This is a genomic window from Pantoea sp. (assembly GCF_028283705.1).
In the GTDB taxonomy this organism is placed as follows: Bacteria; Pseudomonadota; Gammaproteobacteria; order Enterobacterales; family Enterobacteriaceae; genus Pantoea.
On record NZ_JAPWKD010000034.1, the window covers coordinates 152,944 to 177,965 of the forward strand.

Consider the following 25,022-nt stretch of genomic DNA (forward strand, 5'->3'; position numbering starts at 1 on the left):
TGCGTTTATCACGCGGCGGAGGCGAACCTCCGAAAGAAATTAGTACAGACGAGTGCGGCGTGCGTTTTCGCGAGCCAGTTTCTTGGCATGACGCTTAACTGCAGACGCTTTAGCGCGCTTACGTTCGGTAGTCGGTTTTTCATAGAACTCACGACGACGAACTTCAGCCAGAACGCCTGCTTTTTCGCAGGAACGCTTGAAGCGACGCAGTGCTACGTCGAACGGCTCGTTTTCACGTACTTTAATTACCGGCATGTAACTCTCACCTCGATAAAATTCGGTTTTTGCTGCTGACTGCGGCGCCAGCACATTTCAAAATGGTGCATAATTCTACTCCAACCGAGGTTGGCTTGTAAAGCACCAGGAACAAATTGAAACCAACAGGGGCTTGTGCCTTGCGGCTGCCGGTTTTTTCAGGCCGTGGAGTATAGCGCACTCTTTGTGCGACGGAAAAACACTTTTTCGCGGTCAAAGTTGCCCGGCCGGTGATCTCCCTGTGGTACACTGCGCGCCGCAAGAAGAGGGTACGAAAAGCTATGCGAGTTCTGGGTATTGAAACGTCCTGCGATGAAACCGGCATCGCGATTTATGACGATGCGTCCGGTCTGCTGGCAAATCAATTATATAGCCAGGTAAAATTGCATGCCGATTACGGCGGTGTGGTGCCAGAACTGGCATCGCGCGATCATGTGCGTAAAACCGTGCCGCTGATTCAGGCGGCGTTGAAACAGGCTGGATTGCAGCCGCAGCAGATTGATGCCGTGGCCTATACGGCCGGACCAGGTTTGGTCGGTGCGCTGCTGGTTGGTGCCACCATTGGTCGTGCGCTGGCATTCGCCTGGAATGTTCCTGCGGTGCCAGTCCATCATATGGAAGGCCATCTGCTGGCCCCCATGCTGGAAGACAACCCGCCGGAATTCCCGTTTGTGGCGCTGCTGGTTTCGGGCGGTCACACCCAGCTGATTAGCGTCACCGGCATTGGTGAATACACCCTGCTGGGCGAATCCATTGACGATGCGGCGGGTGAAGCTTTCGACAAAACCGCCAAACTGCTGGGCCTCGACTATCCGGGTGGCCCGATGCTCTCGCGCATGGCACAGCAGGGCACGCCGGGTCGTTTCACTTTCCCGCGCCCGATGACCGATCGCCCCGGCCTTGATTTCAGCTTCTCCGGCCTGAAAACCTTCGCTGCCAATACCATCCGCGAACATGCGGGCGACGATCAGGCACGTGCCGATATCGCCCGTGCCTTCGAAGATGCGGTGGTGGATACGCTGATGATCAAATGCAAGCGTGCTCTGGAGCAGACGGGGTTCAAACGTCTGGTGATCGCCGGCGGCGTCAGCGCCAACCGCACGTTACGCGAGCGCATGGCGGAGATGATGCGCGCGCGCGGTGGTGAAGTATTTTACGCACGCCCGGAATTCTGTACCGATAACGGTGCCATGATTGCTTATGCGGGTATGGTGCGACTGAAAGGCGGAACACGGGGTGAACTGGGCGTCAGTGTCCGACCGCGCTGGCCGCTGGCTGAACTGCCTGCCATCTGACATAAAAAAACCGGCCTGCGCGCCGGTTTTTTTATTTCTGCTGCTTTTTTTTCCGCTTCCAGATTTTATTTTCCTGACCACGCCACAGACGCTGAATGTTGTCGTGATGACGTAGCAAAATCAGGCAGGAAAGCATCGACACCGGAAAGGTGAATTGCGGCTTAAACCACCAGACATAAAAAGGGGCGATTAACGCGCTGACAATCGCACCCAGCGACGAGTAGCCGCTCAGTAGCACCGTCAGCAGCCAGGTACCGGTCATCAATCCGGTCAGATCCCAGCCAATCGGCGCAATGGCACCAAACGCTGTCGCCACGCCTTTGCCGCCGCGAAAACGAAAGAAAACGGGATAGATGTGGCCCAGGCAGGCGGCAATCGCCGTCAGGCCAAGATACAACGGCGGAATATGCAGCAGATAAGCGATCCACACCGGCAGCATCCCTTTGGCGATATCAAAGATCAGTACCGCAGCGGCGGGTGCTTTCCCCCCGATACGTAACACATTCGTCGCACCGGGGTTACCTGAACCCTGGGTGCGTGGATCCGGCAGACCAGCGAGTTTGCACACCAGTATCGCGCTGGAAATGGAGCCGCAAAGATACGCGAAAATAATCATACCAAGCGCGATAGCACTCATAGTTCCATACCGTTCCTGTAGGGTCGTTTTGTTCTCGGTAAGTGTGGATAATACGCATAATCCGCCGGAAGTGGTATCCGGCTTAGCCAAAAACAGAGACTACATCATGGATATCGTATTTATTGAGCAACTCACCGTGTTCACCACTATTGGCGTTTACGACTGGGAGCAGGGCATGCAGCAGAAGCTGGTGCTCGATGTCGAAATGGCGTGGGATAACCGCCAGGCGGCTGCCAGCGATGATGTCGATGATTGCCTCAGTTATGCCGATGTCACCGAGGCAATTTTAAACCATCTTAACGGGCAGCGTTTTGCTCTGGTTGAACGGGTAGCGGAAGAAATTGCGGATCTGTTGATGAATCGTTTCAAAACGCCCGGCGTGCGCATCCGCGTAGGAAAACCGGGGGCTGTAGCGCAGGCAGCCACGGTTGGCGTACGAATTGAGCGCGGGACTATTCCTAAATAAATCTGACGTGATTGCCATCACAATGAAACCAAACCAAATTATGGTGTGTCTCAGCGAGAGCCGTTGCGTTTAGTGCGGCTTAGTTACCGGAAACCTTAAGGTTTCCTTCAGACTGGCGCAGGCATAATTTAAGGCGGTAGGCAGATGCGACCGCCTTTTTACTGTTTAAAACGGATAGAGGAAAATTTGATGGCAGATATTCATCAGCTGTGGGTAGCTGCAATCCTGGGGATAGTGGAAGGTCTGACCGAATTCTTACCGGTCTCGTCCACTGGCCACATGATTATTGTTGGCCACTTGTTAGGTTTTGAAGGCGACACCGCCGATACCTTTGAAGTGGTGATTCAGCTCGGTTCTATTCTTGCTGTCGTGGTGATGTTCTGGCGTCGACTCTTTGGCTTAATCGGTATTCATTTTGGTGAAGTGAAACATGAAGGTACCGGCAAAGGCCATCTGACTCTGATTCATATCCTGCTGGGTATGGTGCCTGCGGTGGTCATTGGTTTGCTGCTGCACGATAAAATCAAATCGCTGTTCAACCCGATTAACGTGATGTATGCGTTGGTGGTGGGGGGTGTGCTGCTGCTGGTGGCGGAATACCTTAAACCAAAGCAGCCGAAAGCGGTGGGGATTGACGATATTACCTATCGTCAGGCGTTTATGATTGGCTGCTTCCAGTGTCTGGCGCTGTGGCCGGGCTTCTCACGTTCGGGGGCCACCATCTCTGGCGGTATGCTGATGGGCGTGAGCCGCTATGCTGCATCGGAGTTCTCCTTCATCCTCGCAGTACCGATGATGATGGGTGCGACAGTGCTGGATCTGTACAAAAGCATTGGCTTCCTGACGATGCAGGATCTGCCGATGTTCGCCGTTGGCTTTGTCACCGCCTTCGTGGTGGCATTGGTTGCCATCAAAGCCTTCCTTGAGCTGATTAAACGCATCTCCTTTGTCTCATTTGCCATCTACCGCTTTATCATCGCGGGCGTGGTTTACATGCTGTTCATGTGATGCAATGCGCGGCCAGTTACGCTGGCCGCGCGTTAATCAGCCTTTCCTGCAGTACCTCAATTCGCCGCCGTGTTAACTCTTCCCGAACTTCTGCTCCTTTGAATCCAGCGTCCACCACGGCTTTGGTGGGAACGGCCTGTGCCAGCGAGAATGCTGTGCGCAGATAATCACCCTGCGGATAGGCATTGTTTTCCAGCCCGGCTCGGCCGCGAGCATCGGCTTCGCTGGTCAGCGCCATTTGCTCCACACGCTGCGGCTTGCGCCAGGCATCAATGCGATCAAACAGCGCAATCAGCGCTGCGGCTGGCTGGCGTTCGATGGTGTGAACCATATCGTGAAATTCGGTGACCAGCAGTGCCAGATCACGCACCGAGTTGGGTACGCGCAACCGCTCACATAAGGCTGCCACAATCGGCACTCCGGCCAGACCATGACCATGATGGCTCGGCCACTTCTCCGGCGGTGTGAGGGCTTTACCTGCGTCGTGGAACAGCGTGGCAAAGCGCACATCCAGCTGGTCGGACAGCGCAGCTGCCATCGTCAGAGTCATCAACGAATGGATACCGCTATCAATCTCCGGGTGCCATTTGATGGGGGCGGGGATGCCATACAGATTATCGAGTTCCGGGAACAGCACCTGCAACGCGCCGCAATCACGCAGTACCTGGAAATAAACCTGTGGATTACGCGTCAGCAGTGCCTTTTCCGTTTCTTTCCAGACGCGTTCGGGCGTGAGATGCACCAGCTCGCCACTGGAGACCATATCACGCATCAACGCCTGAGTTTCACCAGCGATACGGAAGTTCAGGTGGGCAAAACGGGCAGCAAACCGCGCCACGCGTAAGACGCGCAGGGGATCTTCATTAAAAGCGGCGGAAACATGGCGCAGGATACGATCGGCCAGATCGCGCTGTCCGGAATAGGGATCGATTAACTCACCACTATCCGCCTGCGCGATGGCATTGATGGTCAGATCGCGTCGTAGCAAATCCTGCTCCAGCGTGACATCCGGCGCAAACCAGGTCACAAACCCGGTATATCCGTTACCACTTTTGCGCTCAGTACGCGCCAGCGCATACTCTTCGCGGCTTTGTGGATGCAAAAAAACCGGAAAATCCCGGCCAACTTGCTGAAAGCCCTGCGCCAGCATCGCATCAGGCGTGGTGCCTACCACGACCCAATCTTTATCTTTTACCGGTAAACGCAACAACGCATCACGCACTGCGCCACCGACCAGAAACGTCTTCACTCAACTACTCCAGAGGCCATCTACCTTTGCGTGTCGGGCACGCATCAATCTCTAATTGTTGCACAGTTTGGCCAAAATTCGGGCATGCCAAAAGGGGCATCTTACGATCCCCTCCCAAAAAAAGAACAATGATCGGCTTAATTCATCCAGCGATCGTTCTTTTTGCGACGCGGCACCATATGCGGCAGCAACAGACCCAGTAACAGACCCACGCCCAGCACGCCACCGCCATACATAAACCATTGCATGATAATGGTGCGCTGTTTGTCATCCAGCTGAACGTTAGCGGCACTGACTTTTTTCTGCGCGACAATCAGCTCGTTTTTCAGCTTCTGATTTTCGTCTTTCAGGCCGTTGATGGTGCTATCGCTGCTGGCTACCTTGTTCTGCATATCGGACGTACGCTGATTCCAGCTGTTGTCGATGTTTTGCAGTTTGTCGGTAAGGTCCTTCACCTGCTGCTCAAGCTGCGGCACGCGGGTACGCAGACTGGGATCGGCACTCAACTGGGAGAGAGGAATCCAGGTGGTGCGACCCTGCGAATCTTTAATCTGGCCGTACTGCGTATCGTTGTTGGTTTGCAACAACTGTACTTCTTCCCCGGCATTCAGCTTGCCAACCAGGCGAAATTGATCGCCAGGGCCGCTGCGCACCCAGGTGGATAATTCATCGGAGATGTAACGTTTTTCGTCTGCATGAGCTGGAGTGATGGCGCTGAAAGCCAGCAATGAAAGAGCTGCAAGTGTGATTTTTTTCATTCGATATCAATTTTTCGTCATGGCGTAAAATTACCGGCACAGTCTGGAGAGGCTTCCCATAAATCTGAATGAGAACTATCCTGGTCTCAATCTGGAGTGAAAAGGGTCGTAAAAGCAAAAGAAAGCCGAGACAGCATGCATTCTGTGCATTACTCTTCGCCAGATTAACTTCTTAAGTGCCAGCAGCGTATTCAATAAAAAATTATGACCATCGAAATCGAATTAAAGTTCATTGCCACGCCGGAAGCGGCCGAAAAACTGGCTACAACTCTTGCAGCATGGCCTCATCAACATGTATCAGCGCGTGAGCTGACCAACATCTATTTTGAAACCGATGACAACCAGCTGCGGCGCTGGGATATGGGACTGCGCATTCGCGGCGTCGACCAGCGCTATGAAATGACGCTCAAAGCGGCAGGAAAAAGCGTGGGTGGGTTGCATCAGCGACCGGAATATAACGTCGATATCAACACGCCGGATTTGGATATCGCCTTGTTACCCGCCGAAATCTGGCCGCAGGGAACAGATGTGGCAGCGTTGCAGCAACGGCTGGAACCCCTGTTCAGCACCCATTTCCAGCGCGAGATGTGGCTGCTGCAGTTTGCCGATAGCGAAATTGAGGTGGCGTTTGATCGCGGAGCGGTAGCCGCTGGTGAGTTCAGCGAACCTTTATATGAGGTGGAGCTGGAGTTGAAGCAGGGGCAGCGTAAAGATCTGCTGCAATTTGCCCAACAGCTTATTGCTATGGGAGGGTTGCGCCTCGGCAGCCTGAGCAAAGCCGCCCGCGGTTATCAGCTGGCACAGGGCAATACACCGCGCCCATTGCGCAACCTGCCGCTACTGAAAATCCCGGCAAAGGCGACGGTAGAGCAGGGCATGATCAACGCGTTGTCCGCAGGGCTGAATCACTGGCAATACCATGAAGAAGTGTGGTTGCGTGGTAATCCGGCAGCGCGAGCGTCGGTGCTGGAGGCATTAGAAACCCTGCGTCAGGCATTCTCGCTATTTGGTGCGCTGGTGCCGCGTAAAGCCAGCAGTGATTTGCGGCAGAAGCTGACCCGTATAGAAGAGTTGCTGGCCGATAGCCAGCAGGATGCGTCGGCTCTCAGTTTTTCACTCAGCTCTGTCGATGCTCAGTTAGCGCTTACTCACTGGTTGGTAGAGGCGCAATGGCAAAACTGGCTGGATGATAAGAGCAAAAGCAAACTGCAGGGTTCATTCAAACGCTTTAGCGACATTATGCTGAGCCGTATCACCGCTGATTTGAAAGACACGTTTGCCGATGTGCAGCTGTTTAATGAGTTTCAGGATAAAGCCACGCGTCTGAATCGCCAGCTGCTGGCGGTGCATCTGCTGGCAGGGGCGTATCCGGCTGAAGAGGTGAACAACTGGCTGTCAGGCTGGCAGACATTGCAACATGCCATTGCCATCCAGCAGGAGCGAGGCCTGAATACGCTGGTGAATCAGGCGGTGAAGCAGGCCCCATTCTGGCTTAACAGCGGGACACCACGCTAACGCCACACAAAACAGAATCAGGGAGGGAAGATGTTGTTACCGTTATCGGCGCTGATGCAGGCGCAACTGACCAGTGCGGCGGAAAAGCTCAATGTGTCGCCCGACGCACTGACGCCTGAGCAGGCAGGTGCGCTCGCTTTCAGTGACTTTATTGTCGACAACCTGCAGCAGCACCCTGAGTGGTGGCAACAGCTACAACAACAACCCCCTGAGCCTGATGAGTGGCAGTCGTATGCCAGCTGGCTGAATCAGACGCTAGAAAATGTGGATGGCGAAGCCAGCCTGATGCGTGAGCTGCGTCTGTTCCGCCGCCATATGCTGGTGCGTATCGCCTGGATGCAGTGTCTGCATCAGGCCAGCACCACACAGAGTTTGCAACAACTCAGCGTGCTGGCCGAAACCCTGATTGCAGCAGCGCGTGACTGGGTATGGCAGGATTGCTGTCGCGATTTTGGCACCCCCTGCAATGAAGCCGGTGAACCCCAGCCGATGTTGATTCTTGGCATGGGCAAACTGGGCGGCAACGAGCTTAATTTCTCCTCAGATATCGACCTGATTTTTGCCTGGCCGGAAAACGGCGTAACTCGCGGTGGTCGGCGTGAACTCGATAATGCCCAGTTCTTTACCCGCATGGGCCAGCGTTTGATAAAAGTGCTCGATCAACCGACGGTGGATGGCTTTGTCTACCGGGTGGATATGCGTCTGCGTCCGTTTGGCGATAGTGGTCCTCTGGTGCTGAGTTTTGCCGCGCTGGAAGATTATTATCAGGAGCAGGGGCGCGACTGGGAGCGCTATGCCATGGTCAAAGCGCGTCTGATGGGCGATGACCATGGACGCTGGAGCCAGGAATTGCAGCAAATGTTGCGGCCTTTTGTCTATCGCCGTTACATCGATTTCAGCGTCATCCAATCGCTGCGTAACATGAAGGGGATGATTGCCCGTGAAGTTCGCCGCCGTGGCCTGAAAGACAACATCAAGCTGGGTGCGGGCGGTATCCGCGAGACCGAGTTTATCGTGCAGGTATTTCAGCTGATACGCGGTGGACGTGAGCGTTCACTTCAACTGCGATCCTTGTTACCCACGCTTGCGGCGATTGGCGAACTGGGTTTACTGACGGCGCAGCAGGTAGAGCATTTGCGCGAGGCGTATCTGTTCTTACGTCGTCTGGAAAACCTGCTGCAAAGCCTGAATGATGAACAAACCCAGACGTTACCGGAAAACGATCTTGACCGTCAGCGCCTGGCCTGGGGCATGGGGGCAGCGGATTGGCCAACGTTGATTGCCAGCCTTGAACAGCATATGGCGGGTGTGCGTGCCATTTTCGATGAATTGATTGGCGACGATACGCCAGATATCGATGACCAGCGCGAGCTGGCCGAATTTGCGGTGTTGTGGCAGGACACGCTCGAAGAGAGCGAACTGGCGGCGCTGGTGCCGCAGCTGGATGAAGCACAGCAACGTGTGTTGTATGAAGCGCTGAACGCTTTTCGTCTGGATGTGGGGCGTCGCACCATTGGGCCACGCGGTCGTCAGGCGCTCGATCAACTGATGCCGCGCCTGCTGAGCGAGGTTTGCCCACGTCCCGATGCGGCGGTGATCCTTAGCCGCCTGACACCGCTGCTACTTGGTGTCCTGACGCGTAGCACCTATCTGGAGCTGTTAACCGAATACCACGGCGCGTTACGTCATCTGATTCGTCTGTGCGCCGCCTCACCGATGATTGCCAGCCAGCTGGCGCGTTATCCCTTGCTGCTGGATGAACTGCTCGACCCGGCGACGCTGTATCAACCCACCGCCACGGATGCCTATCGTGATGAACTGCGCCAGTACCTGATGCGCATTCCCACGGATGATGAAGAGCAGCAGCTGGAGGCGTTGCGCCAGTTTAAGCAGGCGCAGCATCTGCGCATCGCGGCAGCCGACATCGCCGAAACGCTGCCGGTGATGAAAGTGAGTGATCACTTAACCTGGCTGGCCGAAGCGATTATCGAATCGGTGGTTCAGCAGGCGTGGAACATGATGGTGCAGCGTTATGGGCGTCCGTCCCATCTGACTCATGACGGCGAACGGGGTTTTGCCGTGGTGGGTTACGGCAAGCTCGGCGGCTGGGAACTGGGCTACAGCTCCGACCTCGACCTGGTTTTCCTGCATGACTGCCCGGATGACGCGGTGACTGACGGCGAACGTGCCATTGATGGTCGGCAGTTCTATCTGCGTCTGGCACAGCGAGTGATGCATCTGTTCAGCACGCGTACCTCCTCCGGCATTTTGTATGAAGTGGATGCACGCCTGCGCCCGTCCGGTGCGGCCGGGATGCTGGTCAGCACGTTTGCCGCGTTTGATGATTATCAGCGTAACGAGGCCTGGACCTGGGAACATCAGGCGCTGGTGCGTGCGCGCATTGTGTTTGGCGAAGCGGCGCTGTGCGAACAATTCAATCAGATCCGACGCGGCATTCTCTGTCTGCCACGGGATGAAGATACGCTGCGTAAAGACGTACGTGAGATGCGGGAAAAAATGCGGGCGCACCTGAGTAACAAACATAAAGGGCGCTGGGAAATCAAAACTGATGAAGGCGGCATTACCGATATTGAATTCATCGCGCAATATCTTGTCTTATGCTACGCCGCCCGGCAGCCCGCTCTGACACGCTGGTCTGATAATGTGCGCATCTTTGAGCTGATGGCGCAGCACGACATTATGCCGGATGAGGAGGCGCGAGCGCTGACGCATGCTTATGTCACCCTGCGCGATGCGTTGCATCATCTGGCTTTGCAGGAGCTGCCTGGTCATGTGGAGCCGGAAGCCTTTGCGGCAGAACGCGCTACGGTTAATGCCAGCTGGCAACGCTGGCTGGCTGAATCTGACAGCGCGGAACACTAAGCATTCTGTGCTATTATCCGCGCACTATTTTTATCGCAGTCTGGAGTCTCTGGAATGAAAGTAACACTGCCCGCATTTAACCAGGCCGCTGTGCTGGTTGTCGGTGATGTGATGTTAGACCGCTACTGGTATGGCCCTACCAGCCGTATCTCTCCTGAAGCACCGGTGCCGGTGGTGAAAGTGGATACCGTGGAGGAGCGTCCTGGCGGCGCGGCCAACGTGGCGATGAACATTGCAGCACTGGGGGCGGCTTCACGTCTGATTGGCCTGACCGGCGAAGATGATGCGGCGCGTGTGCTGAGCAGCACATTGCAGCAGGTGAAGGTGGACTGCGATTTCGTGGCGGTAAAAAGCCATCCGACCATTACCAAATTGCGCGTACTGTCGCGTAATCAGCAGCTGATTCGTCTCGATTTTGAAGAGGGGTTTGAGCAGGTCGATCCTGAGCCGATCCATCAGCGTCTGCGTCAGTCGCTGGCCCAGGCGGGAGCGCTGGTGTTGTCTGACTATGCCAAAGGGGCGCTGAATAGCGTGCAGACCATGATCCAGCTGGCGCGCGAAGCCAAAGTGCCCGTATTGATCGACCCGAAAGGCACCGATTTTGCCCGCTATCGCGGTGCTACGCTGCTGACGCCGAATCTGTCAGAGTTTGAAGCGGTAGTTGGCAAATGCAAAAACGAAGACGAGATTGTCAGCCGTGGCGTGCAACTGATGGCCGATTATGATCTTTCTGCGTTGCTGGTGACCCGTTCAGAGAATGGGATGACCTTGCTGCAACCGGGTAAAGCACCGCTGCATCTGCCCACCCAGGCGCAGGAAGTGTATGACGTGACGGGTGCCGGTGACACGGTGATTGGTGTGCTGGCTGCGGTACTGGCTGCGGGTGAAAGCCTTGAAGAAGCGTGTTTCCTCGCGAATGCGGCGGCGGGTGTGGTGGTTGGCAAGCTGGGTACGTCAACTGTCAGCCCGGTTGAACTGGAGAATGCGATCCATGCCCGCCCGGACAGCGGTTTTGGCGTTATGGACGAGGAACAGCTGAAAGCCGCGGTGGCAATGGCTCGCCAGCGCGGCGAAAAAGTGGTGATGACCAATGGTGTGTTCGACATCCTCCATGCGGGACATGTTTCCTACCTGGCGAATGCGCGCAAGTTGGGCGATCGTCTGATTGTGGCGGTTAACAGTGATGCCTCGACCAAACGCCTGAAAGGCGAGACGCGTCCGGTCAATCCGCTGGAAAATCGTATGATTGTCCTGGGTGCACTGGAGGCGGTGGATTGGGTGGTGTCATTCGAAGAGGACACGCCGCAGCGCCTGATCGCTGAAGTGCTGCCGGACCTGCTGGTGAAAGGCGGTGACTACAAACCGGAAGATATCGCAGGCAGTAAAGAGGTGTGGGCCAACGGCGGTGACGTGCGGGTGCTCAACTTTGAAGACGGTATCTCTACCACCAATATCATCAAAACCATTCGCAGCCATTAAGCGGCATAAAAATGGGAGCCTCAGGCTCCCATTTTTTATTTGCTTTCTTCAGCCTTCACCACGTCAGCGGCGGGTGGCACGCTGCGGCTTTCCAGCTGAGCCAGACGCTGTTCCAGCGCCGCCAGTTTCTCGCGGGTACGCAGCAGTACCTGGGTCTGCACATCAAACTCTTCACGATTAACCAGGTCCATACGGGTTAATTGCGCCTGCAAAACCTGACGAATTTTCTTTTCGACATCGTCGCCAAATTCGCGAATTCCTTTTGGCATGGCTTCGTGCACCTGGCGAGCCAGTTGTTCAATTTTTTTCGTGTCGATCATGATAATTTCCTGGTTACGGGGCCGATGACAGCACGTGTTCGGTCTTTATAAGCCTTAAGTGTAATGCCAGAAACGAAAAGGTTAAACCTGAAATCTGCACAGCAGGAAATGCAAAAGCATTTGCGCTTTTGTTGATTGCCCGACCAGATGATTGGCGCTATAGTGATTTTGCTTATTCTCAGGGCGGGGCGAAATTCCCCACCGGCGGTAAATCAGCTTCGGCTGAAAGCCCGCGAGCGCTTCCACTGCAAAGTGGAAGGTCAGCAGATCCGGTGTAATTCCGGGGCCGACGGTTAAAGTCCGGATGGGAGAGGGTAACGACATCAAACGGGCTATGCCCGTATCACGTTATTGCCATGTGTTTTTTACGCACTCCTAAGCTCGCCCTGATTCTGGTAACTCATATTTTAAATAAAGGTTTTTTACCATGAATCAGACGCTACTTTCTGAATTTGGCACGCCGGAACAGCGTGTAGAACGCGCCATCGATGCACTGCGTAATGGTCGCGGTGTGATGGTGCTGGACGATGAAAATCGTGAAAACGAAGGCGACATGATCTTTGCCGCCGAAACCATGACTGTTGAGCAGATGGCGCTGACCATCCGCCACGGCAGCGGCATTGTTTGCCTGTGCCTGACTGAAGAACGCCGTCAGCAGCTCGATCTGCCGATGATGGTGGAGAACAACACCAGCTCCTTCGGCACCGGTTTTACCGTGACTATCGAAGCCGCGCAGGGTGTGACCACTGGCGTTTCTGCCAAAGATCGTATCACCACTATTCGTACCGCTGTTGCTGATGGCGCGAAACCAAGCGATCTGAACCGTCCGGGCCATGTGTTCCCGCTGCGCGCCCGTGAAGGCGGCGTGCTGGCACGTGGTGGTCATACCGAAGCCACCATCGATCTGGTTACACTTGCCGGCTTCAAACCTGCGGGTGTGCTGTGTGAACTGACCAACGATGATGGCAGCATGGCGCATGCTCCGGAAGCGATTGTGTTTGCTAAGCAGCATGATATGCCGGTAGTGACAATTGAAGATCTGGTGGCGTATCGCCGTCAGCGCGAAACCCGTCAGGCAAGCTAAGCCGACACAGCATCCCCTGAGGCCGGATCATCATCCGGCCTTTTTTATGCCCCTTGCTCACCCCCTTTCTTATTCAAATTCCCTGATAAAGATCATCATGGTTATCAGCGTTAATCCGGCAACGAATCGGCGTATCTTAAGCTTAAGAAAACGACACTTCGTCAGAGGATTAATCATGAGCAACACCCGTATGCCCGCTCTGTTTCTCGGCCACGGTAGCCCGATGAACGTGCTGGAAGACAACCGCTATACCCAGGCCTGGCAGCATTTAGGCGCAACACTACCGCGTCCACGCGCGATTCTGGCGGTATCGGCGCACTGGTACACGCGCGGCACGGCGGTGACGGCGATGAACAATCCGCGCACCATCCACGACTTCGGCGGTTTTCCGCAGGCGTTGTTTGATGTGCGTTACCCGGCTCCGGGTTCACCGGAACTGGCTCAGGAAGTGGCGGATTTGCTGGCACCGGTGGCGGTGCATCTCGATCAGGAATGGGGATTTGACCACGGCTCATGGGGCGTGTTGGTGAAAATGTATCCTGATGCCGATATCCCAGTGGTACAGCTGAGCGTCGATGGCACCAAACCCGCTGCCTGGCACTTTGAGCTGGGACGTAAACTCGCGGCGTTGCGTGATAGCGGCGTGATGATTGTTGCCAGCGGCAATGTGGTGCATAACCTGCGCATGTTACGCTGGGAAGGCGCAACTGAAGCCTATCCGTGGGCGGAAAGCTTCAACCAGTATGTGCTGGATAACCTGGATTATCAGGGCGATATCGAGAACAATCCGCTGGTGAATTACCTGCAACACGAAGGGGCGAAATTGTCTAACCCGACCCCTGACCATTACCTGCCGTTGCTGTATGTGTTGGGTGCGCGTGGCACAGATGAACCCGTGTCTATCCCGGTGGAAGGGATGGAGATGGGTGCTATCAGCATGCTTTCGGTTCAGGTGGGGTAACGTTGATGCCGCCCGCAATAGTTGCGGGCGGCAGCAGATTACTCAATAAAGGTGTGCGGATAGAAGCGAGACAGATCCTGCGTGATCAGTGCACGATCTTCACGTATCCCGATCCCGGCAGGTTGATCGTCAATCAGCCAGCTACCAATCAGCGTGTAGCTATCGCCAAATTTCGGCAGTGGATAGAACTCCTGCACAATCATCCCTTCTTCACCATATGGCCCATCGACACGCGCAATTTCCTGACCGTGTTCGATAATGCGGATATTGGCACCTTCACGCGAAAACAGCGGTTTCACCACGTATTTGTCCATCGGTGGCACATTGGCGGCATCGGCAAAGTAAGCGGGCAACAGGTTGGGATGATTTGGGAACATTTCCCACAACAATGGCAGCAAGGCTTTGTTGGAAATGATGCTTTTCCATGCCGGTTCCAGCCAGCGTACCCCAGCATCTGCCAGCTTGGTGGAGAACACCTCGCGCAGCATAAATTCCCACGGGTAAAGCTTGAACAGGTTACTGATTATCTGGTCATTGGGATCCGTAAACTGGCCTTTTTCACCTAAACCAATTTCGTCGATATACAGAAATTCACTCGGTAGACCGGCCTCGGTAGCACAATCCTGCAAATATTGCACTGTGCCGCGATCCTCTTCAGTATCCCGACAACAGGCGAAATGCAGCCAGTTAAAGCCATGCTGCTGATGTAACTCAGCGAAGCGGGCAATCAGCTTCTCCTGCAGGCTATTAAACTGGTCGCTTCCCTGCGGCAGGTTACCCGCATTCTGTTGATCTTCCAGCCAAATCCATTGGAAAAATGCCGCCTCATACAGTGAGGTTGGCGTATCGGCATTATTCTCCAGCAGTTTGATATCGCCCTTGCCGTCCCAGGCCAAATCGAGACGCGAATAGAGCGAGGGCTGGCGTGATTTCCACGAATCACGCACAAAGTCCCAGGTGTGCTTTGGAATGCAGAAGCGGGTGAGTAGTGCTTCACTGCTCACCACTTTATCCACCACCTGGAGGCACATCTGATGCAGCTCTGCGGTGGTATCTTCCAGCTGCTCAATTTGCGCCAGCGTGAACTGGTAATACGCCTCTTCACTCCAGTAAGGTTCGCCATGCATGGTGTGAAACTGAAAACCATACTCGGTGGCCTTTTCGCGCCAGTCCGGGCGTTCGGTGATGGTAATACGTTGCATGATGCTGCTTAGCCTCCCAGCGAGCGGGAGCTGGTGCCGGTGGCACTGCTGCGCTGCATGGTATTTTGTTTCGCTACTGTTTCACCAAAACCGCCACGGGTGATGGTTGACGTGGTGGCGGGTTTTGGTGCCATAGCGGTTTTCGGCACGTTCATGGTACGGCCAGAGGTTGCCGTTCCGTAGTTCTTACCGGATGCATCAACAAACTGGCCATTCGCCGGGCTGTTGGGGGTTTTGGGTGAGAACAACGGTTGCTGCGCAAAACCTGCGCCACCGCCCATCATACGGCCCATCATATAACCGGCCATCAGTGGCATCCAGAAGCTGCCACTCTGCTGGGCTTCGGCATTGGTGCCCGCCTGAGCAGGGGTCTGCTGACACTGGTTTTCACCAAATTCCGCCACACAATCTTCACGCGTCGCGTATTTAGGGGCGGTGCGTTCCGCTTCTTTCTTCGCGTTGTTATACGCGGTGGTACATTGTGCGCTCTGGCTCGGATTGGCCTTAGCGCAGTCGTCTGCATTCTGATAAAGCGAGACGGTTTCGTCACTCTGTTCGCAGCCAGCCAGCATAAACACTGCGGTCACCGCGAGTGCCACTGGCGTTAAATGGCGTGCCTGCCAGCTTTTACGGAAAGCGGCATGTCGAATATTTTTAGTCCGTTTCATTTCATTTCATCCTGTGCCCAAAGGTAACGCATAGGATAAGGGGTGAGTGGTTGAAATTAAAGCGACAGGCCGGATGGTGAGGGGATCTTTACGTAGCTATACGTTTGAATGAGAAAGGGGCCGTAAGCGGCCCCGAATTCACTTAGTTACTGAACGGATTACCGCTGGTGCGTGCCGCTGCCGGGCGCGCTTTTGCCGCAGCGGGTGCTGCTGAAGACGCTTTCGGACCGTTATCCACACGCGCAGCCTGCTGCGTGTTTTCCGGCGCAACGGCTTCCGGAGACGTAGAAGTCTCTTTACCCAACTGGGCATTCAATTGCTGCAGATCCTGTTCATTCAACGTACCCAGCGCATATTTGATGTTGAGCTGGTTAATCATGTAGTTATAACGTGCATCAGCCAGTTGCTGTTTAGCGTTATACAGGGTGGTGGTGGCATCCAGCACATCAACGATGGTACGGGTACCAACCTGATAACCGGCTTCCATCGCATCCAGCGAGCTTTGCGATGAGACCACAGCCTGTTTGTAAGCATCGATGCTGCTGATTGAGGCGTTCACGTTGTTAAAGGAAGAACGTACGGTCTGAATCGCGCTGCGATGGGCACTTTCCAGTTGTTCACTGGCGCTGACAAAGCTGTACTGCGCCTGTTTAACCTGTGACGTCACCGAGCCACCACTGTACAGAGGCAGTGAGAAGCTCAGGCCCACCTGGTTAGAACCGGTGATGGAGTCAGAGGTGCTGGAACTCTGGTTCGCACGGCTACCACCGTATTTGCTGTTAGACAAACCCGTGGAGGCGGTTAAATCCAGTGTTGGCATATGACCAGTTTCTGCGGAGCGAATCTGCTCGCGTGCCAGATCCTGGCTCAGACGTGCTGACAACAGGCTCAGGTTGCGGCTCTCTGCTTCTTTCAGCAGTGAATTAACGGCATCCGGACGGGTCGTTTTGAAACGATCAATATTCAGTTCCGCCAGAGACAGGTAATCCATACCGGTGATTTGGCGCAATGCCTCAACCATGTTGTCGAGGTTATTACGCGCGGTCACTTCACTGGCCAGTACGCTGTCGTATTGAGCACGGGCGTTCTGCACGTCAGTGATCGCCACCAGGCCTACGTTGAAGCGCTGTGTGGTTTGATCCAGTTCGCGGTAGATCGACTGTTTCTGTGCTTCGGTATAAGAAAGCGTATCAATGGCATTCAGCACATTGAAGTAAGCGGTCGCGGTGTTCAGGATCAGATCCTGCTGGGCAATCTGATAGGTAACATCCTGAATACCGGCAGTTTTTTCCTGCAACGTCAGCGCACGCCATTTCGACATATCGAAAATCGTTTGGGTTAATTGCAGTGATGCGCTGGTCGTGTTGGAATGAAGGCCGCTGCTGTCGCGGTAACCGTTGTTATAGGTATAATCTGCGCCAAGACCCAGCTGCGGCAGTAATGGACTGCGTGCTTCATTAATTTTCTCAAAAGCGGCATCGCGATCAGCAGCAGAAGCGCGCAACGTCGGGTTGCTTAAACGCGCCTGTTGATACACCTGCAGCAGGTTCTCTGCCTGGCTGGCAAGGCTGAAACCGCCCAGGCTCAATCCAATAAAAAGTGGGAGCAGTTTTTTCATTTGCATTCCTTTTGTTGCAGCAAATTGCACTGGTAGCGCTGCAGGTAAGCCAAAAAATAATCGCCGATTCTAGCAGAGACGGCGCGACAGATAAGTTGGCTGAACGTGCCTTCTTCCTCTAATTTACGTAAATAATTCAGAAAGAACCACTCGGATGGAGCACAAGGGTTGGCTTTTCTTCGCTCTATCCCAATCTGCATAAGGAGCCAGAAGATGGCTGATGAAAAAAAATCCCCTGTGACTTTCACAAAAAACGATGTAGAAATTATTGCACGCGAAACACTTTACGACGGTTTTTTTTCTATTGTTCGTTATCGTTTTCGTCATCGTCTTTTTAATGGTGAAATGAGCGGCGAAGTACGGCGCGAAGTTTTTGAGCGCGGCCACGCTGCTGTCCTGCTACCCTATGATCCCCTGCGTGATGAAGTTGTGCTGATCGAACAGATCCGCATCCCGGCGCTTGATGCCAGTGCAACGCCCTGGCTGCTGGAAATGGTGGCCGGGATCATTGAACCCGGTGAAACCATCGAACAGGTGGCGCGCCGCGAAGCGGTGGAAGAGGCGGGCCTCAAGGTTGGGCGCACCAAACCGATAGTGAGTTACCTTGCCAGCCCAGGCGGCACCTCAGAGCGCCTGTCGATTCTGGTCGGGGAAGTGGATGCCAGCCAGGCAGAGGGAAATCACGGGCTGGAGGAAGAGAATGAGGATATTCTTGTCCATGTGGTGAGCCGCGAACAGGCCTATCGCTGGGTGGAAGAGGGGATTATCGATAACGCTGCGTCTGTCATCGCCCTGCAATGGCTGGCGTTGCACCATGAGAAACTAAGAGAAGAGTGGAAGCCAACATGAGACAGCGCTATACCCCTGACTTTCCCGAAATGATGCGCCTGTGCGAGACCAATTTCGCTCAGTTACGCCGCCTGCTGCCTAAGGGCGACGAAGCAGGTGCTTCGGTGACCTATCAGGTGAATGGCGCCAGTTATCAGCTGACCATCGAGGAATCAACGCGTTACACTACGCTGGTGGAAATTCGCCAGGTAGCCCCTGCGGTGAGCTACTGGAGCCTGCCGTCGATGTCAGTGCGGCTCTACCATGATGCGATGGTCGCTGAAGTGTGTTCCACACAGCAGATCTATCGTTTTAAAGCGCGCTATGATTATCCTAATAAAAAATTGCATCAGCGCGATGAAAAACATCAGATAAACCAGTTCCTTGCGGATTGGTTACGCTATTGCCTGGCACACGGTGCCGTGGCATTGCCCGTCTGCTGATAGCGTATAATGTGCGCAATAGCGTGGAGATTAAGGAAACGCTTTGGATAGCCTGCTAACTCTTCCTGCGGCGAGTGGGGCCGATATCAGGATTTTACAAATCACGGATACCCATCTTTTCGCAGGAAAACACCAATCGCTGCTTGGGGTGAATACCTGGTCGAGTTTTGATGCAGTGCTGGACGCCATTGAGGCGCAGCAGCGCGATTACGACCTGATTATCGCCACGGGGGATCTTGCTCAGGACCATTCGGTCGAAGCTTATCAGCATTTCGTAACAGGTATTGCACGTCTGCCTAAACCCTGTGTCTGGTTGCCCGGCAACCACGATTTTCAGCCCGCGATGGTCAATACGCTGGCCGAAGCGGGGATTGCGGCGGATAAGCATGTGCTGCTGGGTGAATATTGGCAGCTGGTACTGCTGGATAGTCAGGTCTTTGGCGTTCCGCACGGAATGCTGAGTGAATATCAGCTGGAATGGCTGGAAAAAACGCTGGCTAAATTTCCGGAGCGCCACACGCTGGTGTTACTGCATCACCATCCGCTGGCGTCCGGTTGTACCTGGCTGGATCAGCACAGCCTGCGCAATCCTCATCAGCTGGAAGCGGTGCTGCAAAACTTCCCGCGTGCGCGTAATCTGGTGTGTGGTCATATCCATCAGGAACTGGATCTCGACTGGCATGGCCGTCGCGTACTGGCGACGCCATCAACCTGTGTGCAGTTCAAACCGCACTGCACCAACTTCACCATTGATACGGTGGCGCCAGGCTGGCGCTGGTTTACGCTTAAGCCAGACGGCATGCTGCAAACTGAAGTGAATCGTCTGCAAACTGACGCATTCCGACCTGATCTTGACTCCGAGGGTTACTAAACGATGGCGGCGCTGATTTATCTGCACGGATTCAACAGCTCACCGCAATCGGCAAAAGCCACGCAGCTACAGCAGTGGATGCAGCAACAGCATCCTGCAATCCAGGTGATTGTGCCGCAACTGCCCCCGTTTCCTGCCGATGCGGCCATGGTGCTGGAAGATCTGGTGCTGGAGCATGCGGGTGAAACTCTGGGGTTAGTGGGATCGTCGCTTGGCGGCTATCTGGCGACCTGGTTGTCACAATGTTTTATGCTGCCTGCGGTGGTGGTGAATCCCGCCGTACGGCCCTTTGAACTGCTGGTGGATTATCTCGGTGAGAACCGGAATCCCTACACCGGTCAGCAATATGTGTTAGAGTCACGCCACATTTACGATCTGAAAGTAATGCAGATTGACCCTCTGGAAGCACCCGATCTAATCTGGCTGTTGCAACAGACTGGCGATGAAGTTCTCGACTACCGTCAGGCGCTGGATTATTACAGCGCATGTCGTCAGACGGTCGAAGAGGGCGGCAATCATGCTTTTACCGGATTCGAACGCCATTTTACGCAGATTGTTGATTTTCTCGGGTTGAACCACCCCTGACAACTGTGTAGTGTGCCAATTTTCATATTGCTAATCAGACTGTTACGATGAGCCAATCAAGTTATAATGCCGATGCCATTGAGGTCCTGACCGGCCTTGAACCTGTACGTCGTCGTCCTGGCATGTACACCGACACCACACGCCCTAACCATTTGGGTCAGGAAGTGATCGATAACAGCGTCGATGAAGCGCTGGCTGGTCACGCCAAACGGGTTGAAGTGATTCTGCACGCCGACCAGTCACTGGAAGTCATTGATGACGGCCGTGGCATGCCGGTGGATATCCACCCGGAAGAAGGGGTGCCGGCGGTTGAGCTGATCCTTTGCCGTCTGCATGCGGGCGGTAAATTCTCGAATAAAAACTACCAGTTCTCCGGCGGCCTGCACGGCGTGGGCATCTCGGTGGTCAACGCCCTGTCGAAACGTGTTGAAGTCACGGTGCGCCGTAATGGCGAGGTCTACAACATCGCGTTTGAGAACGGCGATAAAGTGCAGGATTTGCACGTTACCGGTACGGTAGCAAAGCGCAACACCGGGACCAGCGTACACTTCTGGCCGGATGAGAGTTTCTTCGACAGCCCACGCTTTTCCGTTTCCCGCCTGAGCCACCTGCTGAAAGCCAAAGCAGTGCTGTGCCCGGGGGTGGAAATCGTCTTTAAAGACCAGGTCAACAATACCGAGCAGAGCTGGTGTTACCAGGACGGTCTGACGGACTATCTGTGCGAAGCGGTTAACGGGCTGCCGACGCTGCCGGAAAAACCCTTTGTTGGCAGCTTTGCCGGTGAAGTGGAAGCGGTTGACTGGGCGTTGCTGTGGCTGCCGGAAGGCGGCGAACTGCTGACGGAAAGCTACGTTAACCTGATCCCGACCATGCAGGGCGGTACGCACGTTAACGGCTTGCGTCAGGGTCTGCTGGATGCGATGCGTGAATTCTGCGAATTCCGCAATATCCTGCCACGTGGGGTGAAACTCTCGGCGGAAGATATCTGGGATCGTTGCGCGTATGTGCTGTCGGTAAAAATGCAGGATCCGCAATTCGCCGGACAGACCAAAGAGCGCCTGTCATCACGTCAGTGTGCTGCCTTTGTTTCGGCAGTGGTGAAAGATGCTTTCAGCCTGTGGCTGAACCAGAACGTGCAGGCCGCAGAACAACTGGCGGAACTGGCGATCTCCAGCGCACAGCGTCGTATGCGTGCGGCGAAAAAAGTGGTGCGTAAAAAACTCACCAGCGGACCGGCACTGCCGGGCAAACTGGCGGACTGCACCGCGCAGGACCTGAATAAAACCGAACTGTTCCTCGTGGAAGGTGACTCCGCAGGCGGATCGGCCAAACAGGCGCGCGATCGTGAGTATCAGGCGATCATGCCGCTGAAAGGTAAGATCCTGAATACCTGGGAAGTCTCCTCGGATGAAGTGTTGGCTTCGCAGGAAGTGCATGATATCTCGGTCGCGATCGGTATCGATCCCGACAGCGACGATCTCAGCCAACTGCGTTACGGCAAGATTTGTATCCTGGCGGATGCGGACTCCGATGGTCTGCACATTGCCACGCTACTGTGCGCGTTGTTTGTGAAGCATTTCCGCTCGCTGGTGAAAAATGGCCACGTTTATGTGGCGATGCCGCCGCTTTATCGTATCGATCTCGGCAAAGAAGTGTATTACGCCCTAGATGAAGACGAGAAAGAGGGCGTGCTGGAGCAGCTGAAGCGTAAAAAAGGTAAGCCGAACGTGCAGCGCTTTAAAGGTCTGGGTGAAATGAACCCGCTACAGCTGCGCGAAACCACACTCGATCCCAACACCCGCCGCCTGGTACAGCTCACCGTCAGCGATGACGATGTGGAGCAGACCCTGCGCGTGATGGATATGTTGCTGGCGAAGAAACGATCTGAAGACCGCCGTAACTGGTTGCAGGAAAAAGGCGATTTAGCCGACATCGAAGTTTAAGAAATCAGGGCGCTGCGGCGCCCTTTTTTATCGGCACCGCTATAGGAAGCAAACAGTGAAGATCACGCTGGAAGAGTTACGCGCCTGGGTGACGGTGGTGGATACCGGTTCGATCACCAGCGCCGCCGAGCAGCTGGAACAAACCAGTTCCGGCATCAGTCGGGCGCTCACCCGTCTTGAGAGCAAACTCGCTACCACCTTGCTGCATCGCACCACACGCCGCCTGGCGCTGACAGAGGAAGGACAAATCTTCCTCGAACACGCCCGTCAGATTCTGGCATCGGTGGAGCTGGCAGAAGAACAGATTATCCAGCGACGTGATATTCCTGCCGGACGTTTACGCGTCAACGCCGCGGCTCCCTTTATGCTGCATGTGATTGTGCCGCTGGTGGACGAATTTCGTCAGCGTTTCCCACAAATCCAGCTGGAGTTGAACACCGACGATATCGTGATTGATCTGCTGGAGCAGCAAACCGACATTGCTATCCGCGTGGGTGAGCTGCGTGATTCCTCGCTGCGTGCCAGGGTGCTGGGCAGCAGCGCTATCCGGCTACTGGCCAGCCCGGCTTATCTGGCAAAGCATGGCCAGCCGGAGACGGTAGCCAGTTTGCAGCAGCATCAACTGCTGGGGTTTAGCCAGCTTGAGGCTCACAACGTCTGGCCGGTCTGGCAACAGGAAGGGGTGTTTTTGCGTGTCAGGCCAACGCTGGCGGCATCGAGTGGCGAAACCCTGCGTCAGCTGGCTCTGGCGGGTCAGGGCATTGTACGTCTGTCGGATTTTGTCAGCCGTGAGGATCGTGCCAGTGGCAGGCTGGTGCAGATTCTGGCAGCAGAAACCCGCGAGCTACGTTTACCGATTCACGCGGTGTATTACCGCAATCAATCACTGGCTTCGCGTATCCGCTGTTTTCTGGATTTTTTGCGGGAAAAAATTGAGCAAAATGGCTTGCTATAAGCACCTGTAGCGGCGCGATTTATCGCGCAATCTTTTGGGCGCGAGAACCAACCCCGCGCGATAAATCGCGCCGCTACGGGTGATATGATTATTTAGCCGCTTCCAGCACCAGAATCTTCACATCCACCACATCATCTTTAATGATGGCGCGGTGCGCATCCATATGCGGCATCTGCTGATGCTGTTCCAGATGGCGCAGCGATTCCCATTGCTCCAGCATAAAAATCGAGTCCGGGGAGTTGTGCTTCCACGGCACCTGCGCCTGGTGGTCCACCAGCGCATCGTATTGATGGCAACCTTCTTCCTGCAACACGGTGGGGATCAGGCGGTTAATCGCTTCCAGTACCGCCGCACGGCGTCCCGGTTTGATACAGATTTCAGCAACCACAGTCAGCATGAGATGTCCTTTTTTTACCGTTGTGCTTACAGTTAAGCAAAAATTTGGCTGAGATGAGTCCGATAACGTTCGATATCACGCGGCACGTCCGGTTGCTTAATCACATCATTACAAATAAAAGTCGGCAACCCGGTCATACCGAGGAATTGGTTGGCTTTATGGAAATGCAGATACAGGCCGTCAACCCCCACACCTTCAAAGAATTGTTCAGGATCGGTGAAGGCCTCCAGCGGCGCATTCCAGGTCAGAGACAGCATATATTTTTTGCCCTGAATCAGGCCACCAGAACCGTATTTCTTGCTGGCGTCGGCGCGGCTACGACCGTCGCTGGCATAGAGTGAGCCATGACCTTCAGTAAACACCTCATCGATATACTTTTTCACTGTCCAGGGTTCGCCCATCCACCAGCCCGGCATCTGATAAATCACCACGTCGCTGGCGAGATATTTTTCTACTTCGTCGGCAACCACATAGTTGCTGTCCGCCACGGTGACGCTAACGTCATGGCCCAAATCACGCAGCAGGCTGGCTGCCACCTCGGTTAGCGTATGGTTCAGCTCGCCTTTCGAATGGGCGAAGGTTTTACCACCATCAATAATTAAAATTTTGCTCATGCTACATGCGCTCCATGTGAGAAATTTATGCTCACTCTACGCGCGCGCCCGATGGAGAAAAATGTGTTTTGGATCACAAGACTTTTGCTTTTAACGCAATAATGCGTCAGCGTGTGGAACAATCTGCAAGCAAACACTACACAGAGAAGAAAAATGAAAACCATGTTATTCAGTGCGTTACTTCTGGTCAGCGGCGTTGTCCAGGCGCAATCCCATCTTGATCAGGTACGCGACAGCAAAACCCTTAAAGTCTGCACCACAGGGGATTACAAACCTTACAGTTATCTGCGCAGTGACGGGCACTATGAAGGGCTGGACATCAGCATGGCAGAATCGCTGGCGGAAAGCCTGGGTGCCAAAGTGCAGTGGGTGCCCACCACCTGGAAAACCCTGAGCGAAGATTTTGTCACGCGGAATTGCGACATTGCGCTGGGTGGTGTGTCGGTTACGCTGAAACGCCAGCAAATTGCCTGGTTCGCGAAGCCGCTGGGTGTGGATGGCAAAATCCCGCTGGTGCGTTGTGCCGACAAAGCGAAGTATCAAACCATCGACCAAATTAACCAGCCGCAGGTACGCGTGATTGAACCGGCGGGTGGCACCAATGAAGCCTTTGTGCACAGCCATCTGCCCAATGCTTCGCTGACGTTGTTCCACGATAACGTCACCATTTTCCAGCAGCTGGTGGATAAAAAAGCGGATGTAATGATTACCGACGCGTCAGAAGCGTTGTTCCAGCAGAAGCACTATCCACAGCTGTGTGCGCTCAATCCGGAACAACCGATGCAGTACGGTGAGAAGGCCTATATGATCCCGCGCGATGATATGAGCTGGAAACAGTACGTTGATCAGTGGCTGCATCTCAGCACCGCCACCGGTGATTATGCGCGTATCGCAGAGCAGTGGCTGGGTGTGATCAAATAACCCAATTGCACGAGTCGTAGCGGCGCAATTCATTGCGCGTCTTTTCAAAAACCGCGCGATAAATCGC

At 54.6% G+C, this 25,022-nt stretch carries 25 protein-coding genes and 1 riboswitch; of the genes, 15 read left to right on the plus strand and 10 right to left on the minus strand.

The genetic code is table 11. The annotated features are described in order from the left end of the window. Nucleotides 1-39: 39 nt before the first annotated feature. Nucleotides 40-255, minus strand: coding sequence for a 30S ribosomal protein S21 (gene rpsU, locus PW844_RS27535; RefSeq protein WP_001144069.1), 216 nt, complete (start codon nucleotides 253-255; stop codon nucleotides 40-42). A gap of 281 nt (nucleotides 256-536) precedes the next feature. On the opposite strand from rpsU, the gene tsaD reads away from it, so the two are divergent. Beyond that, nucleotides 537-1,550 (plus strand): tRNA (adenosine(37)-N6)-threonylcarbamoyltransferase complex transferase subunit TsaD, encoded by a 1,014-nt coding sequence (gene tsaD / locus PW844_RS27540; protein WP_299459457.1) that lies wholly within the window; start codon nucleotides 537-539, stop codon nucleotides 1,548-1,550. A gap of 31 nt (nucleotides 1,551-1,581) precedes the next feature. Here tsaD and plsY read toward each other — a convergent pair whose 3' ends face one another. Continuing rightward, on the minus strand, nucleotides 1,582-2,187 hold the full coding sequence (plsY, locus tag PW844_RS27545) for a glycerol-3-phosphate 1-O-acyltransferase PlsY (protein ID WP_299459460.1): 606 nt from the start codon (nucleotides 2,185-2,187) through the stop codon (nucleotides 1,582-1,584). A 106-nt stretch (nucleotides 2,188-2,293) separates the two neighbouring features. On the opposite strand from plsY, the gene folB reads away from it, so the two are divergent. Next, on the plus strand, nucleotides 2,294-2,653 hold the full coding sequence (gene folB, locus PW844_RS27550; protein ID WP_013510542.1) for a bifunctional dihydroneopterin aldolase/7,8-dihydroneopterin epimerase: 360 nt from the start codon (nucleotides 2,294-2,296) through the stop codon (nucleotides 2,651-2,653). Between the two features lie 189 nt (nucleotides 2,654-2,842). After that, nucleotides 2,843-3,661 (plus strand): undecaprenyl-diphosphate phosphatase, encoded by an 819-nt coding sequence (gene bacA / locus PW844_RS27555; protein WP_084876868.1) that lies wholly within the window; start codon nucleotides 2,843-2,845, stop codon nucleotides 3,659-3,661. Nucleotides 3,662-3,677: 16 nt separating this feature from the next. Here the strand turns inward: bacA and PW844_RS27560 are convergent, their stop codons facing one another. Continuing rightward, nucleotides 3,678-4,910 carry a multifunctional CCA addition/repair protein gene (locus tag PW844_RS27560; RefSeq protein WP_299459475.1) on the minus strand — a complete coding sequence of 411 codons (1,233 nt, stop codon included), beginning with the start codon at nucleotides 4,908-4,910 and terminating at the stop codon, nucleotides 3,678-3,680. Between the two features lie 137 nt (nucleotides 4,911-5,047). Beyond that, complete coding sequence (locus tag PW844_RS27565; RefSeq protein ID WP_299459478.1) at nucleotides 5,048-5,668, minus strand: TIGR04211 family SH3 domain-containing protein; 621 nt, start codon at nucleotides 5,666-5,668, stop codon at nucleotides 5,048-5,050. Between the two features lie 204 nt (nucleotides 5,669-5,872). On the opposite strand from PW844_RS27565, the gene PW844_RS27570 reads away from it, so the two are divergent. Genes PW844_RS27570 through hldE form a run of 3 tightly spaced genes read left to right on the plus strand, consistent with a single transcriptional unit; the run spans nucleotide 5,873 to nucleotide 11,545 of the window. After that, a complete protein-coding gene (locus tag PW844_RS27570; protein WP_299459480.1) occupies nucleotides 5,873-7,183 on the plus strand; it encodes an inorganic triphosphatase in 1,311 nt (436 codons plus the stop codon). Between the two features lie 30 nt (nucleotides 7,184-7,213). Continuing rightward, entirely contained in the window at nucleotides 7,214-10,066 is a 2,853-nt protein-coding gene (glnE, locus tag PW844_RS27575; RefSeq protein ID WP_299459483.1) for a bifunctional [glutamate--ammonia ligase]-adenylyl-L-tyrosine phosphorylase/[glutamate--ammonia-ligase] adenylyltransferase, read from the plus strand. Between the two features lie 54 nt (nucleotides 10,067-10,120). Beyond that, nucleotides 10,121-11,545, plus strand: coding sequence for a bifunctional D-glycero-beta-D-manno-heptose-7-phosphate kinase/D-glycero-beta-D-manno-heptose 1-phosphate adenylyltransferase HldE (gene hldE, locus PW844_RS27580; protein ID WP_084876863.1), 1,425 nt, complete (start codon nucleotides 10,121-10,123; stop codon nucleotides 11,543-11,545). Between the two features lie 35 nt (nucleotides 11,546-11,580). Here hldE and PW844_RS27585 read toward each other — a convergent pair whose 3' ends face one another. Next, on the minus strand, nucleotides 11,581-11,865 hold the full coding sequence (locus tag PW844_RS27585; protein WP_084876862.1) for an accessory factor UbiK family protein: 285 nt from the start codon (nucleotides 11,863-11,865) through the stop codon (nucleotides 11,581-11,583). 170 nt (nucleotides 11,866-12,035) lie between these two features. Continuing rightward, nucleotides 12,036-12,185: riboswitch (FMN riboswitch) on the plus strand. 107 nt (nucleotides 12,186-12,292) lie between these two features. On the opposite strand from PW844_RS27585, the gene ribB reads away from it, so the two are divergent. Together ribB and ygiD are read left to right on the plus strand one after the other, a co-directional pair. Beyond that, a complete protein-coding gene (ribB, locus tag PW844_RS27590) occupies nucleotides 12,293-12,949 on the plus strand; it encodes a 3,4-dihydroxy-2-butanone-4-phosphate synthase (RefSeq protein WP_299459502.1) in 657 nt (218 codons plus the stop codon). A gap of 175 nt (nucleotides 12,950-13,124) precedes the next feature. After that, on the plus strand, nucleotides 13,125-13,910 hold the full coding sequence (ygiD, locus tag PW844_RS27595) for a 4,5-DOPA dioxygenase extradiol (protein ID WP_299459505.1): 786 nt from the start codon (nucleotides 13,125-13,127) through the stop codon (nucleotides 13,908-13,910). A 38-nt stretch (nucleotides 13,911-13,948) separates the two neighbouring features. Here the strand turns inward: ygiD and PW844_RS27600 are convergent, their stop codons facing one another. The 3 genes from PW844_RS27600 to tolC all read right to left on the minus strand — a co-directional run bounded on the left by PW844_RS27600 (nucleotide 13,949) and on the right by tolC (nucleotide 17,398). Continuing rightward, nucleotides 13,949-15,112 (minus strand): glutathionylspermidine synthase family protein, encoded by a 1,164-nt coding sequence (locus PW844_RS27600; protein ID WP_299459508.1) that lies wholly within the window; start codon nucleotides 15,110-15,112, stop codon nucleotides 13,949-13,951. Nucleotides 15,113-15,120: 8 nt separating this feature from the next. Further along, nucleotides 15,121-15,780, minus strand: coding sequence for a DUF1190 family protein (locus PW844_RS27605; protein WP_299459511.1), 660 nt, complete (start codon nucleotides 15,778-15,780; stop codon nucleotides 15,121-15,123). Nucleotides 15,781-15,922: 142 nt separating this feature from the next. Continuing rightward, the gene (tolC, locus tag PW844_RS27610; RefSeq protein WP_299459514.1) at nucleotides 15,923-17,398 is read right to left on the minus strand and encodes an outer membrane channel protein TolC; all 1,476 of its coding nucleotides are present in this window, start codon (nucleotides 17,396-17,398) and stop codon (nucleotides 15,923-15,925) included. Nucleotides 17,399-17,611: 213 nt separating this feature from the next. Between tolC and nudF the strand changes: the two genes are divergently transcribed. From nudF to PW844_RS27640, 6 genes are read left to right on the plus strand one after another with little or no spacing between them, the layout of a single operon-like run. After that, nucleotides 17,612-18,247, plus strand: coding sequence for an ADP-ribose diphosphatase (gene nudF, locus PW844_RS27615; RefSeq protein ID WP_299459517.1), 636 nt, complete (start codon nucleotides 17,612-17,614; stop codon nucleotides 18,245-18,247). Next, nucleotides 18,244-18,669 (plus strand): DUF1249 family protein, encoded by a 426-nt coding sequence (locus PW844_RS27620; protein ID WP_084876855.1) that lies wholly within the window; start codon nucleotides 18,244-18,246, stop codon nucleotides 18,667-18,669. Before nudF ends, PW844_RS27620 begins: the two co-directional genes overlap by 4 nt. A gap of 43 nt (nucleotides 18,670-18,712) precedes the next feature. Then, nucleotides 18,713-19,540: a 3',5'-cyclic-AMP phosphodiesterase gene (cpdA, locus tag PW844_RS27625; protein WP_299459522.1), complete on the plus strand. Its 828-nt coding sequence runs from the start codon at nucleotides 18,713-18,715 to the stop codon at nucleotides 19,538-19,540. Between the two features lie 3 nt (nucleotides 19,541-19,543). Continuing rightward, complete coding sequence (gene yqiA / locus PW844_RS27630) at nucleotides 19,544-20,125, plus strand: esterase YqiA (RefSeq protein WP_299459524.1); 582 nt, start codon at nucleotides 19,544-19,546, stop codon at nucleotides 20,123-20,125. Nucleotides 20,126-20,172: 47 nt separating this feature from the next. Then, nucleotides 20,173-22,068, plus strand: coding sequence for a DNA topoisomerase IV subunit B (gene parE / locus PW844_RS27635; RefSeq protein ID WP_299459526.1), 1,896 nt, complete (start codon nucleotides 20,173-20,175; stop codon nucleotides 22,066-22,068). A 55-nt stretch (nucleotides 22,069-22,123) separates the two neighbouring features. After that, nucleotides 22,124-23,023: a LysR substrate-binding domain-containing protein gene (locus PW844_RS27640; protein WP_299459529.1), complete on the plus strand. Its 900-nt coding sequence runs from the start codon at nucleotides 22,124-22,126 to the stop codon at nucleotides 23,021-23,023. 88 nt (nucleotides 23,024-23,111) lie between these two features. On the opposite strand, the gene PW844_RS27645 is transcribed toward PW844_RS27640, so the two are convergent. Together PW844_RS27645 and PW844_RS27650 are read right to left on the minus strand one after the other, a co-directional pair. Then, complete coding sequence (locus tag PW844_RS27645) at nucleotides 23,112-23,420, minus strand: putative quinol monooxygenase (protein WP_299459532.1); 309 nt, start codon at nucleotides 23,418-23,420, stop codon at nucleotides 23,112-23,114. A gap of 32 nt (nucleotides 23,421-23,452) precedes the next feature. After that, a complete protein-coding gene (locus tag PW844_RS27650) occupies nucleotides 23,453-24,034 on the minus strand; it encodes an NAD(P)H-dependent oxidoreductase (protein ID WP_299459535.1) in 582 nt (193 codons plus the stop codon). 153 nt (nucleotides 24,035-24,187) lie between these two features. Between PW844_RS27650 and PW844_RS27655 the strand changes: the two genes are divergently transcribed. Further along, nucleotides 24,188-24,955, plus strand: coding sequence for a transporter substrate-binding domain-containing protein (locus PW844_RS27655; protein WP_299459538.1), 768 nt, complete (start codon nucleotides 24,188-24,190; stop codon nucleotides 24,953-24,955). Nucleotides 24,956-25,022: the final 67 nt, after the last annotated feature.

Excerpts from the sequence above, each read along its gene's own strand:
- rpsU (WP_001144069.1), bottom strand. The coding sequence starts at position 255 with ATGCCGGTAATTAAAGTACGTGAAAACGAGCCGTTCGACGTAGCACTG.
- tsaD (WP_299459457.1), top strand. The coding sequence starts at position 537 with ATGCGAGTTCTGGGTATTGAAACGTCCTGCGATGAAACCGGCATCGCG.
- plsY (WP_299459460.1), bottom strand. The coding sequence starts at position 2,187 with ATGAGTGCTATCGCGCTTGGTATGATTATTTTCGCGTATCTTTGCGGC.
- folB (WP_013510542.1), top strand. The coding sequence starts at position 2,294 with ATGGATATCGTATTTATTGAGCAACTCACCGTGTTCACCACTATTGGC.
- bacA (WP_084876868.1), top strand. The coding sequence starts at position 2,843 with ATGGCAGATATTCATCAGCTGTGGGTAGCTGCAATCCTGGGGATAGTG.
- PW844_RS27565 (WP_299459478.1), bottom strand. The coding sequence starts at position 5,668 with ATGAAAAAAATCACACTTGCAGCTCTTTCATTGCTGGCTTTCAGCGCC.
- PW844_RS27570 (WP_299459480.1), top strand. The coding sequence starts at position 5,873 with ATGACCATCGAAATCGAATTAAAGTTCATTGCCACGCCGGAAGCGGCC.
- glnE (WP_299459483.1), top strand. The coding sequence starts at position 7,214 with ATGTTGTTACCGTTATCGGCGCTGATGCAGGCGCAACTGACCAGTGCG.
- hldE (WP_084876863.1), top strand. The coding sequence starts at position 10,121 with ATGAAAGTAACACTGCCCGCATTTAACCAGGCCGCTGTGCTGGTTGTC.
- PW844_RS27585 (WP_084876862.1), bottom strand. The coding sequence starts at position 11,865 with ATGATCGACACGAAAAAAATTGAACAACTGGCTCGCCAGGTGCACGAA.
- ribB (WP_299459502.1), top strand. The coding sequence starts at position 12,293 with ATGAATCAGACGCTACTTTCTGAATTTGGCACGCCGGAACAGCGTGTA.
- ygiD (WP_299459505.1), top strand. The coding sequence starts at position 13,125 with ATGAGCAACACCCGTATGCCCGCTCTGTTTCTCGGCCACGGTAGCCCG.
- PW844_RS27600 (WP_299459508.1), bottom strand. The coding sequence starts at position 15,112 with ATGCAACGTATTACCATCACCGAACGCCCGGACTGGCGCGAAAAGGCC.
- PW844_RS27605 (WP_299459511.1), bottom strand. The coding sequence starts at position 15,780 with ATGAAACGGACTAAAAATATTCGACATGCCGCTTTCCGTAAAAGCTGG.
- tolC (WP_299459514.1), bottom strand. The coding sequence starts at position 17,398 with ATGAAAAAACTGCTCCCACTTTTTATTGGATTGAGCCTGGGCGGTTTC.
- nudF (WP_299459517.1), top strand. The coding sequence starts at position 17,612 with ATGGCTGATGAAAAAAAATCCCCTGTGACTTTCACAAAAAACGATGTA.
- PW844_RS27620 (WP_084876855.1), top strand. The coding sequence starts at position 18,244 with ATGAGACAGCGCTATACCCCTGACTTTCCCGAAATGATGCGCCTGTGC.
- yqiA (WP_299459524.1), top strand. The coding sequence starts at position 19,544 with ATGGCGGCGCTGATTTATCTGCACGGATTCAACAGCTCACCGCAATCG.
- parE (WP_299459526.1), top strand. The coding sequence starts at position 20,173 with ATGAGCCAATCAAGTTATAATGCCGATGCCATTGAGGTCCTGACCGGC.
- PW844_RS27645 (WP_299459532.1), bottom strand. The coding sequence starts at position 23,420 with ATGCTGACTGTGGTTGCTGAAATCTGTATCAAACCGGGACGCCGTGCG.
- PW844_RS27650 (WP_299459535.1), bottom strand. The coding sequence starts at position 24,034 with ATGAGCAAAATTTTAATTATTGATGGTGGTAAAACCTTCGCCCATTCG.
- PW844_RS27655 (WP_299459538.1), top strand. The coding sequence starts at position 24,188 with ATGAAAACCATGTTATTCAGTGCGTTACTTCTGGTCAGCGGCGTTGTC.